The 15,218-nt window shown below is 69.8% G+C and carries 10 protein-coding genes; 2 read left to right on the plus strand and 8 right to left on the minus strand.

Features of this window, described 5'->3' with window-relative positions:
• Positions 1–376 (minus strand): hypothetical protein (locus tag VFZ09_RS36570; RefSeq protein ID WP_329732397.1); only part of this gene is annotated, 376 nt, incomplete at its 3' end.
• A gap of 267 nt (positions 377–643) precedes the next feature.
• Between VFZ09_RS36570 and VFZ09_RS36575 the strand changes: the two genes are divergently transcribed.
• Entirely contained in the window at positions 644–1,630 is a 987-nt protein-coding gene (locus VFZ09_RS36575) for an alpha/beta hydrolase (protein ID WP_329732398.1), read from the plus strand.
• Between the two features lie 4 nt (positions 1,631–1,634).
• On the opposite strand, the gene VFZ09_RS36580 is transcribed toward VFZ09_RS36575, so the two are convergent.
• From VFZ09_RS36580 to VFZ09_RS36605, 6 genes are all read right to left on the minus strand, one after another.
• Positions 1,635–6,965 (minus strand): ATP-binding sensor histidine kinase, encoded by a 5,331-nt coding sequence (locus tag VFZ09_RS36580; RefSeq protein ID WP_329732399.1) that lies wholly within the window; start codon positions 6,963–6,965, stop codon positions 1,635–1,637.
• Positions 6,966–7,095: 130 nt separating this feature from the next.
• The gene (locus tag VFZ09_RS36585) at positions 7,096–7,578 is read right to left on the minus strand and encodes a hypothetical protein (RefSeq protein ID WP_329732400.1); all 483 of its coding nucleotides are present in this window, start codon (positions 7,576–7,578) and stop codon (positions 7,096–7,098) included.
• The gene (locus VFZ09_RS36590) at positions 7,568–8,140 is read right to left on the minus strand and encodes a hypothetical protein (protein WP_329732401.1); all 573 of its coding nucleotides are present in this window, start codon (positions 8,138–8,140) and stop codon (positions 7,568–7,570) included. The genes VFZ09_RS36585 and VFZ09_RS36590 overlap by 11 nt, the downstream gene beginning before the upstream one ends.
• Positions 8,137–8,442 (minus strand): hypothetical protein, encoded by a 306-nt coding sequence (locus VFZ09_RS36595; RefSeq protein ID WP_329732402.1) that lies wholly within the window; start codon positions 8,440–8,442, stop codon positions 8,137–8,139. Before VFZ09_RS36595 ends, VFZ09_RS36590 begins: the two co-directional genes overlap by 4 nt.
• 111 nt (positions 8,443–8,553) lie before the next feature.
• Positions 8,554–10,044 carry a hypothetical protein gene (locus VFZ09_RS36600; RefSeq protein WP_329732403.1) on the minus strand — a complete coding sequence of 497 codons (1,491 nt, stop codon included), beginning with the start codon at positions 10,042–10,044 and terminating at the stop codon, positions 8,554–8,556.
• A 113-nt stretch (positions 10,045–10,157) separates the two neighbouring features.
• Positions 10,158–11,135: an NAD(P)-dependent alcohol dehydrogenase gene (locus VFZ09_RS36605; protein WP_329732404.1), complete on the minus strand. Its 978-nt coding sequence runs from the start codon at positions 11,133–11,135 to the stop codon at positions 10,158–10,160.
• Positions 11,136–11,219: 84 nt separating this feature from the next.
• On the opposite strand from VFZ09_RS36605, the gene VFZ09_RS36610 reads away from it, so the two are divergent.
• The gene (locus VFZ09_RS36610) at positions 11,220–12,131 is read left to right on the plus strand and encodes a LysR family transcriptional regulator (RefSeq protein ID WP_329732405.1); all 912 of its coding nucleotides are present in this window, start codon (positions 11,220–11,222) and stop codon (positions 12,129–12,131) included.
• Positions 12,132–12,160: 29 nt separating this feature from the next.
• Here VFZ09_RS36610 and VFZ09_RS36615 read toward each other — a convergent pair whose 3' ends face one another.
• Entirely contained in the window at positions 12,161–15,211 is a 3,051-nt protein-coding gene (locus tag VFZ09_RS36615) for a sensor histidine kinase (RefSeq protein WP_329732406.1), read from the minus strand.
• Between the last annotated feature and the right edge of the window lie 7 nt (positions 15,212–15,218).

Here is a 15,218-nt window from a genome sequence, read left to right on the forward strand (position 1 = left end):
CCTCGGGCTCGTCCGCGAACTGGTTCCAGTAGAAGATGCCGATGTTCCAGCCCGCGTTGATCCACGCGTCGGCCATGTTCACGTTGACGCCGTACGTGGGATCGTTCTCCGCGTAGTTGAACGTCTCGCGCTTGCCATTGATGACGCCGTCCTTCTGCCAGCCGTGCACGTAGATGACGGTGGGCTTGGCGGCGTTGAAGTAGGGATTGTAGACGCCGGCGACCGCCTTCTGGGACGCGTTGCTCAGCCCGTACCAGTAGATGCCGTAGTCCAGGGTGCGGCAGTCGAAGGGCACCGCCGCGTGCGCGCCAGCGGGCACGCCCACGCCCAGCGCCAGGCCCAGGGCGGCCAGCGCCGAAGTCAGAGGGTTCTTCATGGGAAATCCTTTCCCTCGAACCGTCAGGAGTTGACTCGTCGAGGCACCGGTGTCTGTAGCCCACCCCTCCTTTGACGTAAAGCCATTAGGACGTGAAGTCTGTCACGCCATCCCGCGAGGAGATCGTCAGCCCAGCGTCAGCGTTGTCAGCCCAGCGTCAACCCGGCGTCGAGCGTTGACGGAAGTTCCCTGGGGAAGGGGTTGTTCGGGGTTGTTCCGCCACGGAGTTGTTCCGTAGATTGAGCTTCGTTCCAAAAGCGAGGCGCCATGGATTCCAAGAACCCCCAGAGCAATGATTCCCAGGCCGTGTCCCGAAGTCGGCGTCAATTCCTCCGGCGGGCCGCCGCCCTCGGTGGGGGCCTGGTGGCCTGGCCCCGGGCCGCGGATGCAAGGGGCGCGCGGCCGGAGGGCTCCGCCCAGGTGCGCTCCGGCACCTTCGTGACGAGCGATGGGGTGGGGCTGCACTACCTGGAGGCGGGCCGGGGCAAGCCCCTGGTGCTCATCCCCGGCTGGTCGCAGACGGCGGCCATGTACTGGCCGCAACTCCAGGCGCTGTCCCGCCACCACCGGGTCATCGCCCTGGACATGCGCGGGCACGGCGACTCGGACAAGCCCGCGGGCGGCTACCGCATCGCGCGCCTGGCCAAGGACTTGCACGAGTTCCTCGAGAAGATGGACGGCGGCAACATCACCGTGGCGGGGCACTCCATGGGGTGCTCGGTCATCTGGAGCCTGTGGGAGCAATTCGGGCGCAGCCGCGTGGATCGGCTGATCCTCATCGATCAAGCGCCGGCGGTGACGGCCTGGCCGGGCTGGTCCGAGGACGAGCGGGCCGAGGCGGGCACGCTCTTCACCCCGCAGTCGCTCTATGACACGGCCGCGGGCCTGGCCGGACCCGACGGGGTGCGGGTGTCCGAGGGGCTGGTGCGGGGCCTCTTCTCCAGCTCCTTCCCCGAGGACGCGCTCGCTGAGGTCATCGAGCAGAACCTCAAGTTCCCCCGCGCCGCCGCCGCCCGGCTGCTGGTGGACCACTGCGGCCAGGACTGGAGGGATCTCATCCCCACCCTCGACGTGCCCACCCTGGTCGTCGGCGGCGAGGTGAGCATCTTCCACCCGCGCTCGCAGCAGTGGATCGCCCGCCAGATTCCCGGGGCCCAGCTCTCCATCTTCAGTGCCTCCGAGGGCGGCAGCCACTTCATGTTCCTGGAGAACCCGGACAAGTTCAACCAGCTGGTGCTGGACTTCCTCGGCTGAGCGCTCACGGGAGGGGGAGCTCCAACGTGGCCGTGGCCCCCTGGCCCGGCCCTTCGCTCTCCAGCTGGAGGGTGCCTCCCAACAGCATCGCCGCGAGCGCGCTCGAGTGCAGGCCGAAGCCATGGCCATCATTGCGCGTGGTGAAGCCATGCGAGAAGAGCCGCTCGCGGACCTCCGGCGCGATTCCCACCCCATTGTCCACCACCTGGACGCGGGCCAGCCGCTCCCCGGTGGTGAGCCGCACCAGCAGCCGCCGCTGTCCCTCGGGCAGCCCCCCCATGGCGTATTGGGCGTTGCTGATGAGGTTGATGAGGATCTGCAGCACCTTGTGCCTGTCCACCCGCACCCGGGCGGTGCTCGCGAGCTCGCAGGTGATGGAGACGCCGTGGCGCTCGAGCGCCGGGCGCTGGATGCGCAGCGCATCCTCGACGAGCCGCGACAGGTCGCACTCGTCGATGAGGAGCGACGTCTTGGCGTAGGTCTGCTGTACCTGGACGATGGAGCGGATGTGGTCGATGTGCCAGCCCATCTCCTCCAACCTCTCCCGCAGGCGCTGCTGCTCGCGGGAGAGCTCCTCGGAGAGCGCGGAGACGTAGTGGGGCAGGTTCTTGCCGCGGGCATCCCGGGTGAGGAAGTCCGCCAGGCCGTCGCGGTGCGAGTGGAGCATCTGCGCGAGCTGCGTGAGCCGGCCGACGCGTGAGGCGCCCACCGACTCGCGCATCAGCTCGAGGTTGACGACGGCGCTGGTGAGGACATTGCCCACGTTGTGCAAGACATTGGAGGCGATCTCGGACATGCCCACCGCGCGCGCGGTGTCCACCAGCTGGGCCTGGGCATCCCGGAGCTCCCGCGTGCGCTCCTCCACCCGTGTCTCCAGCTCGTCATTGGCACGGCGCAGGGCCGCCTCGGCGTGCTGCACCTCGGCGTACAGGCGCGCGTTCTCCATGGAGATGGCGGCCTGGGAGGCGATGTGCCCGAGCAGGGCGATGCGCGCCGGGTTGAAGGCCTCGGTCGCCAGGCTGTTCTCCAGGTACAGCACCCCGGAGAAGGTCTCCTGGCGCAGCAGCGGAAGGCAGAGCACGGAGCGGGCCCGGGCCCGCCCGAAGTACTCGTCGGAGGAGAAGGCGTGGGGCTGGGTGGCGTCACCGATGAGCACGTGCTCGTGCGTGCGCCTGACGTAGGCGATGAGTGTCCAGGGCAGCTCCTGGGGGACGCCCTCGCCCGGAACGATGAGGGGCGCGTCCGGCGAGGCGCCCGCGGAGATGGCCACCACCTGGAGCGTGTCCCCCCTCGGGAGCAGGAGGGCACCGCGCTGGGCGCCGGCGCTCTCGATGGCCACCTGCGTGAGCGTGGTCACCAGACGGTCCAGGAGGATCTCCCCGGAGATGGCCTGCTGGGCCTTCACCACGGTGTGCGCGTCGAGCTGCGCCGAGCCCGTGTCGTAGGAGGCGCTGGTGTCCGGGGAGGCCCCGGCGAACACCAGGTGCGGCCAGCGGGACTCCAGGTGCTGGACCTTGCCCCGGGCGCCCCACTGTTGGTACGCCTCGCGGGCCGAGCGGGCACAGCCCTCGGCGATGCTCGCCAGGCCGCGCGCGCGCCAGAAGTTCGCCGCCAGCTCGCTGGCGAGGGCGGCGTGGTGGATGAAGCCGTGCGCCCGGGCGGATTGGAGCGCCTCCTCGTAGGCGTTCATCGCCTCCTCCGGCCGGCCCTTCACGCGGGCCAGCTCCGCGGACACCATCCGCTCGGGGGCGAGGAACGTCTCCGGGCAATGGCCCGCCCACTCCGCCAGTTGCCGCTGGTGCTCCTCCATGGCCTCGAGCCACCGCCGCTGCTCCTCGGGCGCGGCCCCCTGGAAGCTGGCGGCCAGCGTCAGGGCCCGGTAGAGGTGGAAGTCCAGCAGCTGGATGTGACTGAGCGAGGCCCACAGCAGCGCAGCGGCCTTCTCTCCCGCCTCGCGCGCCTGCGCGTACGCCCCGCACATGAAGCGCGACTGCAGCTTGTGCAGCCAGTACCAGCAGCGCAGGGTGCTCATGCGCCCGGGGGTCAGCCGGGCCTCGAACTCCTCCTCCTCGAAGCCATCCCCACTCAGCGTGTCGAAGGAGCGCGAGAGCCCGCGCAACTGCTGCACGTAGCGCTGGGTGCCCAGGATGATGTCCTGCACGTCCAGGAAGCCCGCCTTGCGGACGAAATCCAGGCGCGCCACCGACTCCAGGTAGACGTCCTCCAGCTTGTCTCCCTGGGAGAGGCTGTTGGTGACGATGTGGTTGCAGCAATAGCTGGCGATCGGGATGTCTCCGGCCTGCAGCGCGTGGTGGAAGGCGCCGCGGGCGAGCTCCCTCGCGACGGAGAGGGGCCGGGTCCAGAAGCTGATGATCTCCAGGGTGAAGAGCGCCTTGCCCCGAGAGGAGGCGTAGTTGTAACGCTCCACGAGGGCGCAGCCGAGCGTGCCGAAGGCATGGCCCTCCCGGTACTTCTTGAAGGTGGAGCCCAGCACCACGCCGTAATAGGTGTAGCCGTGGACGGCCGCTTCGCTGTTGCCGTGGCGCAGGGTCAGGGAGACCAGCCGGCACAGGTGCAGGGCGAGCAGGTTGTTGTCGGTGAAGTAGGCCACGGCGAACATGGCGCCCAGCACGCCGAGCACCGCCTGGATGTCCGCATCCGTCAGCAGGGGCAGATCGATGAGGCTCTCGATGGGGCGCCCGTCCAGCAGGGCCCACACCTCCTCGTTGGCGGCCACCACCTCCTCCCAGGTGGGGTGCGGCGGCATCGGCATGCCCAGCAGGGCCAGACACTCCAGGAAGCAGGTGAGGGCCTCCTGGATTTCCCCCTGGGCGAGGTGGAGCTCACTCGTCAGGCGGTAGACGGCCGCGATGTCCGGGGCGGTGCGTGCCCGGGGGCGGAGCTCCGCCAGCAGGTGGCGCGCCCCGGCGGCATGGCCATTCATGAACTCGCACGTCGCCTGCTCCAGACGCAGCTTGAAGGCCAGCTCGGGGTGGGCCGTCCAGGGCTCGCCCGGCAGCAGGCCGAACGCCGTCTCGAAGTAGGCGATGGCCGAGCGGTAGGCGATGGCCGCCCTGGCCTTGCGGCCCGCCTCGGCGTTCAGCCGCGCCACCTGGAGGCGCTCCTCGGGGTCCTCGAGCAGCGCCGCCCCGGCGTTGAGCTGCCCCACGAGATCGAACAGCTTCTCGCGCACCTGCTCCGCGGACAGGCTCGCCAGCAGCAGGCGGCCGATGCGCAGGTGCACGGCCGCGCGCTCCTCCTCGGGGATGAGGGCCTGGGCGGCCTGCTGGATGCGGTCATGGAGGAAGCGGTAGTGCTCCAGGCCGTGCCGGGCCAGCAGGCCCTCCTGGAGCGCGGGCTCCAGGCTCTGCTCCACCTCGGACGGCTCGACGCCGGAGATGATGGCCAGCATCGGCAGCGCGAAGCCATTGCCCACACACGCCGCCAGGCGCAGCAGGTGCTGCGTCCCAGCGGGGAACTGGCGCAGCTTGCCCACCATGAAGTCGACGACGTTGTCGGAGTAGGCCTTGGCCCGGACGCCCGCCGCATCCCACCGCCATGCCCCTTGCGGCGTGCGCGCCAGCAGGCCGTCCTGGTTGAGCGTCAGCAGCAGCTGGATGAGGAAGAAGGGATTGCCGCCCGTCTTCTCGAGCAGCAGCGCCGAGAGGGGCACGACGAGCTCCTCGCCCGCCCCCGGGAGCGTCTCGGCGACGAGCTGCTGGAGTTGAGCCGGGCTCAGCGGCTCGAGCCGGATGTCCGTCACCCGCGCGCCCGTCTTGCGCACCTGCTCCATCATCAGCATCAGCGGATGGGAGGGGCTGACCTCGTTGTCGCGATAGGCCCCGACCAGCAGCAGCGGCGGCACGTCCGGCTCGCCGAGCAGGTGCTGGAGGAGCCCCAGACTGGCCAGGTCCGCCCATTGCAGGTCATCGAGGAACACGGCGAGCGGGTGCTCGCGGGTGGAGAAGACGCGGAGGAAGTGGATGAAGACGCGGTTGAAGCGGACCTGCGCCTCGGAGGGCGGCAGCTCCTGGAGGGCCGGCTGCTTGCCCGCGACGAGCTCGAGCTGCGGAACCAGGTCCACCAGCACCTGGCCCTGCTCTCCCCAGGCCTGCCGCAGCCGCTCGCGCCATGCCGCCAGCTCCTCGTCGGTGCCGGCGAGCAGCTGCCGTACCAGCCCGCGGATGGCCTGGGCCAGGGTGGCGTAGGGCACGTCGCGTTGGAATTGATCGAACTTGCCGCGCAGGAAGAAGCCGCGCCGCTCCACCACGGGCCGTTGCAGCTCGTTGACCACCGAGGACTTGCCGATGCCGGAGTAGCCACTGACCAGGATGAGCTCTGGCCGCCCTCCCTGGGCGATGCGCTCGAAGCCCTGGAAGAGGGTGGCCACGTGGGCTTCGCGCCCGTAGAGGCGCTGGGGGAGCTGGAAGTGGCTGGGGAAGTCGCGCTCGCCCAGCGGGAACACCCGGGAGACGCCCTGGCGCAGCTCCTCCCGGCACCGCTCGAGGTCCGCCTTCAGTCCCTCGGCGCTCTGGTAGCGCTCCTCGGCCACCTTGGCCAGCAGCTTCATGACGATGGCGGACAGGGCGGGGGGGAGGTCCGCCACGAGCTGCTGGGGCGGCCTGGGCTGCTGGGCCAGGTGCGCATGGAACCAGCCGAGCGCATCACTCCCGCGCAAGGGCAGGCTGCCCGTCAGCAGCTCGTAGAACGTCACCCCCAGCGAATAGAGGTCCGTGCGGGAGTCCACGGTGCGGTTCATGCGCCCGGTCTGCTCGGGGGACATGTACGCCAGCGTCCCCTCGATGAGGCTGGAGGCCGCCGAATCCACGTGCTCTATCCGGTGGAGGGTGGCGCTCCCGAAGTCGATGATGCGCGCCTCTCCCGCGGGCGTGACGATGATGTTGGAGGGTTTGAGATCCTTGTGGATGACGCCCCGCCGGTGGATCTCCCCGAGGGCCGAGGCCAGGGAGATGGCCAGCTCGAGGAAGGGGGGAACCGCGAAACGCTGGCCCACCGACTCCACCAGGGGCGAGCCCTCCACCTCCTCGAGGATGAGGACCGGACGCTCCTGGAGCAGCTCGCAGGAGAGGACCCGGGGCACGCCCCGCACCTCCTGGAGCCGTTGCAGGATGCCGTGCTCGCGGCGGTAGCGCTCCCACTCGCGCGGGCCGGGAGAGGGGTGCGCTGGCGTCTTGATGATGACGGGCCGGTTGTCGGCCTCACCCACCGCGTGGAACAGCACATTGGCGCCCGTCAGACGGAGCGAGCCGAGCAACCTGTAGCCTGGGATGTCCAGCGAGTGGGCGGATGACGTGGGTGTGGGCAGATGCATCATGACTGTCGGGGGGCTCTCCCTGGAATCCGTCTGGAGGATACCTCGCCAGGAGCGCCCGCCGAGTGGCCGCTCGCGGAGCAGGCCCGGGGTGACACCCCGCCGTGGCAACCCGATGCCCGGCGGGTCTCCCTCAGAGCATCCAGCCCACGAGCGCGCGGACGCCGAGCCCGGCGCCCGGACCTCCCCGGAAGGTGACATCCGCGCTGCCGGCCAGTCCCACCGACAGCCGGGACGACACCGCGAAGGTGGCACCCGCCTCCAGGTAGAAGGCCAGTTGACGGGCCGGCTCCCCATCGCTCACGAAGCGGTACTGGTACTCCAGGCCGGCGCCCACCAGCGGGCGCACCACCTGCCCGTCCCGGAACGAGGCCCGGTACCCCAGGGCCACCGGCACGTAGGTGAACTCGGGGCCCACGAGCAGGCCCGGCGCCAGGCGCAGCCGGTGTGGCCCCTCTCCTCCCAGCCGGACCAGCAGCTCCGGCCGCACCCCCGCCGACAGGCCCACCAGGGTCACCTCCGGGGCGATGAACAGCTCCAAGCGGCCCGGCGCGGACGGCTCCCGCGCGCTCGCCGGCAGTGCCAGCAGGCCGAGCGCCATCAGACTAATACGCATACACGCTCCAATCCTCGAAGGCGCGGCTGAAGTCGCCGCCCTCCTCCACACCAAAGCCGATGCCGAACTTCCCGCGCGTCTTGTGGGGGGACCACATCCAGAACTCGTAGTCCCCCTTGGGCACCACGAGCGCGACGACCCCCGTGCTCCAGAAGAAGCGCCGGGTGAAGGTCTCGTAGAAGACGGGCCGCGGCGAGACGCGGTTCAGGTCCACGTACGCCCCAGCGCCCTCGGGCAGCGGCAGGGGCAGCGCGGCGCGCTCCTCGGCCGTGGGCGTGAAGAAGAGCCCGGGACCCACCAGCGCGAAGGCCGGCCGGTGCTCCTTCAGCTCCTCCCGGTGCGGCACGAAGAGCTCCACCGGCAGGGCGAAGTCCTCCGGGAAGCTCACCTTGACGCGGAACACCTCGTCCCCCGTCTCGAACACGCCGTAGAGCGCGTAGGAGATGGAGGTGTCCTCGATGACCGTGGGCACCCCCGGCGAGAGCACCGACGGGCTGTGGGCCCGCGCGATGATGGGAAGGAGGACCGCCAGCGCCAGCAATGAACGAAGACGGGTGCTCATGGCGCGCACGCTCCCGGCAGCTCCGGCATGCGCTCCCGCATCACCCCCACGCCCCGCTCACAGGCATCCCCGCAGAGCTTCGCGCCCTCGGGGCTGCCCCAGCACGCCCCCTCCGGCTCGAAACGGGCGAGGTTGGTGCGGCTGCCCCTCGCCTCATCGAGGGCATTCACGCACGCGACGAACTTCTGGCAGGAGGCGGACTGCGGCTGTCTGCCTTCACAGCCCGTGCCCCCCAGCAACGACAAGCCCAGGCCCCCCAGCGCCAGGGCATGGCGCCAGGGACTCTTCGAAGGTTCGGACATCTCTGCTCCCTTGTCTCCGGTCCGCGGTCCCCTCATGGGGACACGCGCCCCGCAGAGATGCCCGACCCCTCCGCGCGTTGCAGGCTCCGCGAGTGCCCCGACGCGGCGGGCCTAGAGGCCCATCACCTGGACGGGCGTGAAGCGGTTGGTGGTCGTCCCATCTCCCAGCTGGCCGTTGGCGTTGGTTCCCCAGGCCCAGACGGCGCCCCCCTGCTGCCTCATCACCGTGTGATAGGTGCTGCTGTAGAGGTGGGTGGCGTTTCCAAGGGTGCCCATTTGAATCGGCGTGGAGCGGTTGGTGGCCGTCCCGTCCCCGAGCTCTCCATAGGTGTTGCGCCCCCAGCCCCAGAGGGTGCCGTCCTGCTTCATCACCGCGGAGTGAAGGCCGCCCCCGCTGAGCAGGGCGGGGTGGCTGATGCCGGGCACCTGGACGGGCGTGAGACGGTTGGTGGTGGTTCCGTCACCGAGCTGGCCGTAGCTGTTGGCGCCCCAGGCCCAGAGGGTGCCGTCGTGCTTGCGCGCCATCATGTGAAAGCCTCCCGCGGAGATGGCGGCCACGTCCCCGAGGCCCACCACCTGCACGGGCGCGTTGCGCTGGGTGGTCGTCCCATCCCCGAGCTGGCCCAGGTTCTGGCCCCAGGCCCACACGGTGCCATCCGCCTTGAGCGCGGCCATGAAATGGTAGCCCGCGTCAATGGCGATGACGTTGCCGAGGCCCACCACCTGCACGGGCGTGGGGCGGGTGTTGATCGTCCCATCCCCGAGCTGGCCGCTGAAGTTGTCGCCCCAGGTCCAGACGGTGCCGTCCTGCTTGAGCGCCGCCGAGAACCGGTCACCCCCGGTGATGGCGATGACGCCGCCGAGGCCCGGCACCTGCTGGGGCCATGTGCAGTTGGCGGCCCCGCACCCTCCGCCCTGGTTGGAGGAGTTGTAGCCCCAGGCCCACACGGTGCCATCCCCCTTGAGCGCCAGGTTGTGGGAGCCACCCGCGGCGAGGGTGGTGATGCCGCTGAGGTTCATCACCTGCCCGGGCGTGGAGCGGTTGGTGGTGGTCCCATCCCCGAGCTGGCCGAAATAGTTCTGGCCCCAGGCCCAGACGGTGCCGTCCTCCTTCAACAGCGTCGTGTTCTGGTAGCCCGCGGCGAGGGCGGCCGGGCACGTCTGCGGGACGCTCCGGCTCATGCTCCTGGGGCTGTTCCAGCAGGTGGTGCGGTTGCCCGAGCTGTCGATGACCATCGGCCAGGCCTTCACCTCGACGGTGTGCCAGCCACACCGGGTGCCCGAGGCGCTGAAGTACCAGGTGCCGGAAGCACCGGTGCGCTCCTCGCTGCTGCTCAGGACACCATTGACCCGGTACTCCAGGCGCGCGGCGTTGCCGGGGCTGGACACCGTCCAGGAGCCGCTGCCGGCCAGCTCCCCTTCATAGGAGCTGAGGCCCGTGAGGGTGAGCGAGGTGACGCTCTGGCCCGAGCACAGCGCCGACAGCCGCTCGTCCAGGGGCTCTCCGGAGGGCAGCAGGGGCTCGGCGGGGGTGCCACAGGCCATCCACAACAGTGCGCCCAGCACGCTCCCCAGGCCCGGGTGTTTCAGATGATTCAACATTGACAATGACTCACAAGCAGGAGTGAAGATTCCAGGTTATACCGGTCTCGCTTTCCTGTGAACCCTTTCTTGACTCGGAGTATGTTTTCCTCGTCGGCAATTGACCCATCATCTCACGCGCCCATCTGGAGGAGCACGGTGCCCTGCTTGTGTCCCGAGTCGACGCGGCGGTGGGCCTGGGCGCTGTCTTCCCAGGGATAGCGGCCGTCGATGACCGCGCGGATCCGTCCCGTCTCGGCGAGCTCCTTGAGAAAGCACAGGTCCTTCTTCTTCTCGCCCGGCGGCCGCAGGCCGGTCAGCGCCAGGACCGCTCTCTTGCTGCCGAAGAAGCGCGTCCAGAGCATGTCCGCGAACATCCCCAGGGTGGGAACGGTGGAGAGGTAGATGCCCCCGTCCGTCAGCGCCTCCTTGCAGCGGGAGAAGGAGCTCTTCCCCACGGCATCGAACACCACGTGATAGGCGCCCCGGCGACGGGTGAAATCCTCCCGCGTGTAGTCGATGACCTCGTCCGCTCCGAGGGCTCGCACCCTGTCGACATTTCCCGTGCTGCAGACCGCGATGACATGCGCGCCATAGTACTTGGCCAGCTGCACCGCGGCGGAGCCCACGCTTCCGGAAGCGCCGTTGATGAGGACCGTCTGCCCGCTCCGCACGCGCCCGTGGTCGCGGAGGAAGGGCAGCGCCGTCATGGCTCCGTCACACAGAGACGCGGCCTCGTCATGGCTCATGTTCGACGGCTTGTGCGCGACCGCTCCGTCCTCACGGAGGCACACGTATTCGCCATGGGCGCCGAAGGCGGTTCCCGTCGCGGCGAAGACCGCGTCGCCCGGCCTGAAGTGCGTGACACCGTTGCCCACCGCCTCGATGTCTCCGGCGAATTCGGTGCCCAGGATGCGCTTGCGCGGCTTCCCGAGACCCGCCGCCAGCCGCGTGCTGAAGCTGTCGCCCTTGCGGAACGTGCTGTCCGCCGTGGTCACCGCCGCCGCTCGGACCCGCACCAATATCTCGCCCTCCCCGGGCTCGGGCTTCACGACGTCCTGGAGCTTCAGGACCTCTGGCGGGCCGTAGTCCTCGTACACGATTGCCTTCATCCGCGTTCTCCTTGGGTCACTGTTCTGCCATGCAGGACCGCACCTGTCCTCGGCCAGAACCGCCGATGTGCTATGCGGAAGTGCATGGATTGGAGCCACGTGGAGTTCGACTGGAATCACGTCCGCGCGTTCCTCGTGACCGCCGACGAGGGGTCCTTCTCCGCCGCGGCGCGCGCGCTCGGCATCGCGCAGCCAACGGTGGGCCGCCAGGTGGCGGCGCTCGAGGCCGAGCTGGGCGTGACGCTCTTCGAGCGCGTGGGGCGCGGGTTGGCCCTCACGCCCACCGGGCTCGAGCTCATCGAGCACGTCCGCATCATGTGCGACGCGGCCTTCCGGGTCTCACGCGTGGCGGCCGGACAGACGGTGTCGCTCGATGGCCCCGTCTGCATCACCGCCAGCGAGATCATCGCGACCTACCTCCTGCCGCCGGTCATCGCGAAACTGCGCGCCCGGCATCCGGGCATCGAGGTGGAGATCGTCGCCTCGAACGCCCCCCTGGATCTCCGCCGCCGCGAGGCCGACATCGCCATCCGGAGCTTCCGCCCGACCGAGCCCGACCTGATCGCCCGGAAGATCCGCGACAACGAGGCCTACCTGTACGCGGCGCCGAAGTACCTGCGAACGCTCGGCACGAAGCTCACCCGGGACGACTTCTCGCGCGCGAGCTTCATCGGCTTCGGCCGCGCGGACACCTACCTCAAGGGCCTCGTGGCGCTCGGCCTGCCGCTGACCGAGAAGAACTTCCCCCTCCTCAGCCAGAGCCAGCACGTGCAGTGGGCGCTCGTCCGCGAAGGCGCGGGCATCGGCATCATGATCTCCGAGGTGGGCGACGCCGACCCCTCCGTCCGCCGCGTGCTGAAGGACCTTCCTCCCTTCACGTTGCCGATGTGGCTCGTCACGCATCAGGACGTGCGCACGAGCCGCCGGGTCCGGCTGGTCGCCGAGCTGCTCGCCGAGGAGCTGGGCCGGCCGGGCGCGGCCCGGGCGAAGGAGTAGGGGAGGCGAGATGCCACCGAGGGGCGCGCTCAGCGCCCTCGTCCCAGGCGGGTGGCCCTCTTCAGCCCGCTCCACCAGGCCGCTTTCGGCCTGCGCCGGTAGACGATCGCCGCCGGGACCTTCAATTCCACTTCCGTGCCGGCCTCGGTCCGGCTCCACACCTGCAGCGTGGCCCCGATCCTCGCGGCCCGTTCGTGCATCCCCGCGAGGCCCCAGTGGCCCGGACGGCCGCCCATCTCGAGAATCTCCGGGGCCACGCCCTTGCCGTCGTCCCGGATGCGCATGCGCAACGCGTCGGAGCCGTAGCGGAGCTCCGCTTCCACGGCCGTGCCCTCGGCGTGCTGGAACGCGTTGAGCAGGGCCTCGCGGCCGATCAAGAAGATCTCCCCCTGCATGGCGGCGTCCAACTCCCGTGGTTCACCTTCCACGACCAGGCGGAACGACATCGGCATGTCCTCCGCCAACTCCTCCCCGGCCTGCACGAGCGCGTCCGACAGGTCGCGGCCATCGTGGGCGGTCGAGCGCAGCTCCATCACCCGGTCTCGGCCCTCGGCCAGCACCTCGTCCGCGCGGTCCAGGGCCTTCTCCATCGCCTGCCGCGCCGGCTCGTGCTCGGGGAGCTGCTCGGCGACGGCCTGTAACCGGAGCACCAGGCCCTGCACGCTCTGCAACAGGGTGTCGTGCAGCTCCCGGGCGATGCGCTCGCGCTCCGCGTGCCGCTCCTCCAGCCGGCCCCGCATCTTCGCGGTCAGCTGGCGCAGACGCAGCAGATACAGCAGCCAGAGCAGCAGCAGTCCGGTCATCCCGCAGAGCGCGCGGAACCACCAGGTCTGGTGGAACGCGGGTGGAACGACGAGCTCGAGGCTCGCGCCGCGCTCGTTCCACACGCCGTCGTTGTTCGAGGCGATCACCTGGAAGCGGTACCGCCCCGGCGCCAGGTTGCCGTAATAGGCGGTGCGCCGCGTCCCGACGTCCTGCCAGTGCTCGTCCACGCCTTCCAACCGGTAGCGGATGCGCACGCGCTCGGGAATGGACAGGCTGAGCGCGGTGTAGTGGATCTCCAGGTTCGCGGGCTGGATCGGAAGCGTCACGTCCGAGGATGGCGCGTACCAGCGGCCATCGGCCTTCACGGAGAGGATGGACACCGGCGGAGGCAACGGATTGCGGGCGATCCGCTCGGGATCGATCCACACCACCCCGTTGCTGGTGGCGAACCACAGGCGCCCGTCGCCGCCCGCGACCGCGGTGGGCAGTGGACGCAGCAGCGTGGGCCTGGCCGGAAGCCCGTCGAGGAAGTCGAACAACTCGTAGCGCACCCGGTGGCCGGGGTCGGCCATCGCGCGTTGGATCTCCTCGGCCGGGATATGGAAGACCCCCGGCACGGCATGCACCCACAGGCTTCCATCGGGGCGCTCGATGATACCGCTCACGTTGCGGAACGACTCGTCACCGTCGGCGACGAGTGGACGAAAGCGCTCGCCGTCATGGAAGGCCAGTCCGAAATGGCCTCCAGCCCACACCTGCTGGCGGCCGGCGGCCAGGGCGGTGACCACTCCCAGATTGAGTCCATCGTCCTCGGTGAACCGCCGGACTTCGTCGCCGTCCACCCGCGTGATGATGCCCCGCTGATGCCCCAGCCATACCCGCCCGCGGCCATCGGTCATCGCGATGTGGATGCGCTCGTCGTCCGACAGTCCCAGCCACTCCTTCACCGGGTGCCAACGGCCCTCCCTCCACTGCATCGGTGGACGACCCGTCATGGACACCCAGAGCGTGCCACGACGATCGCGAGTCATGGCCTGCACATGCGTGGACGGAGCCGGCAGGGGCGTGACGTGACCCAGCCGGCCGTCCTCGAGCCGCCACAGGCCGTTGTCCGCTCCCAGCCAGAGCACGCCCTCCTCGTCACGGTAGGCGGAGCGCACCGGGGAACCGAGCTGCTCGAACGAGACCTCGCCGTCGCGCAAGCGCATCAGCGGACGGTTGGTGGTACCCGCCCAGATCTCGCCGGCATCCCCCGCGGCCAGGGCGAAATCGTGCGAACCGCGCGGGAACTCCGCCAGCACCATCGAGCTGGTGCGGAAGCGATCGAGTCCGCCGCTGGTGCCCACCCAGACATTGCCCTCGCGATCCTCGAGCACCGGCCACGCGTAATCTCCGCTCAGGCCGTCCTTCTCGGTGAACGACTCCACGGCCCCGCGCACCGCCGCCGCGTCGCCAGCGGGCAGGCGTTCGGAATGGGCGATGCGGCGGATCCCATCCCCCAGGGTGGTGAGCCACAGGCTCCCGTCGCGGGCGAACAGCAGGCCCGCCGACTCCACGTGCAGGGCCGGTGGATTCTCCGTCTGTCCATGGCCGGGCACCGGAATCGGCCGCACGTCACCGCCCGATTCCGTCATCCAGAGCCGTCCATCCGGCGCCTGCCTCAACTGGAACACCCATCCGGCGCGGACGCCCGTGGGAACGAACCTGCGCGCGCCGCGCGGCAGATACAGCAGTGTCGTCTCGGTGGCGACCCACAGCGTGCCGTCCCGGTCCACGAGCACGTACCGGCACTCCTCGGCCGGATACCCCCAGGATTCTCCGACCTGTTCCCAGCGCGCGCCGGACAGACGGTACAGTCCTTCACCCATGTCGGAGGCCCACACGGTGCCGTCCGGGTCCGTGGCGAAGGCGGAGACCGTCCGGGGTGGTGCGCCATCAGTGCTTCGGTACCGGGTCACGCGTCCCTCTTTCAGCAACGCGACGCCGCCGAGCTGGAAGCCGATCCACAGCCCCCCCCCGGGCGGGGCATACAAGGTCTGGATGGCGGAGAAGGGTTCACCCGAGGGCGGCTCGAACCGCTCGAAGCGGACACCATCGAACCGGTACAACGAAGCGGCCGCGGCGAGCCACAGATACCCGTCTTCCGTCTGGGCGATCGCGGAGATCTGCCCGGGAGCGCCTTCCTTGATGGTCCACCGGGTGTGGTGGAACTGCGTGAGGCGCCGGTCCTGACTGAACGCCAGCGCCGTCTCCGCGAAGCATGCGAGCACCGCGATGAGCCCGAGGAACAGCGCCTGATACCAGAGCCTCACCATCGGTCTT

This window comes from Archangium sp. (assembly GCF_036277355.1).
Classification (GTDB): domain Bacteria; phylum Myxococcota; class Myxococcia; order Myxococcales; family Myxococcaceae; genus Archangium.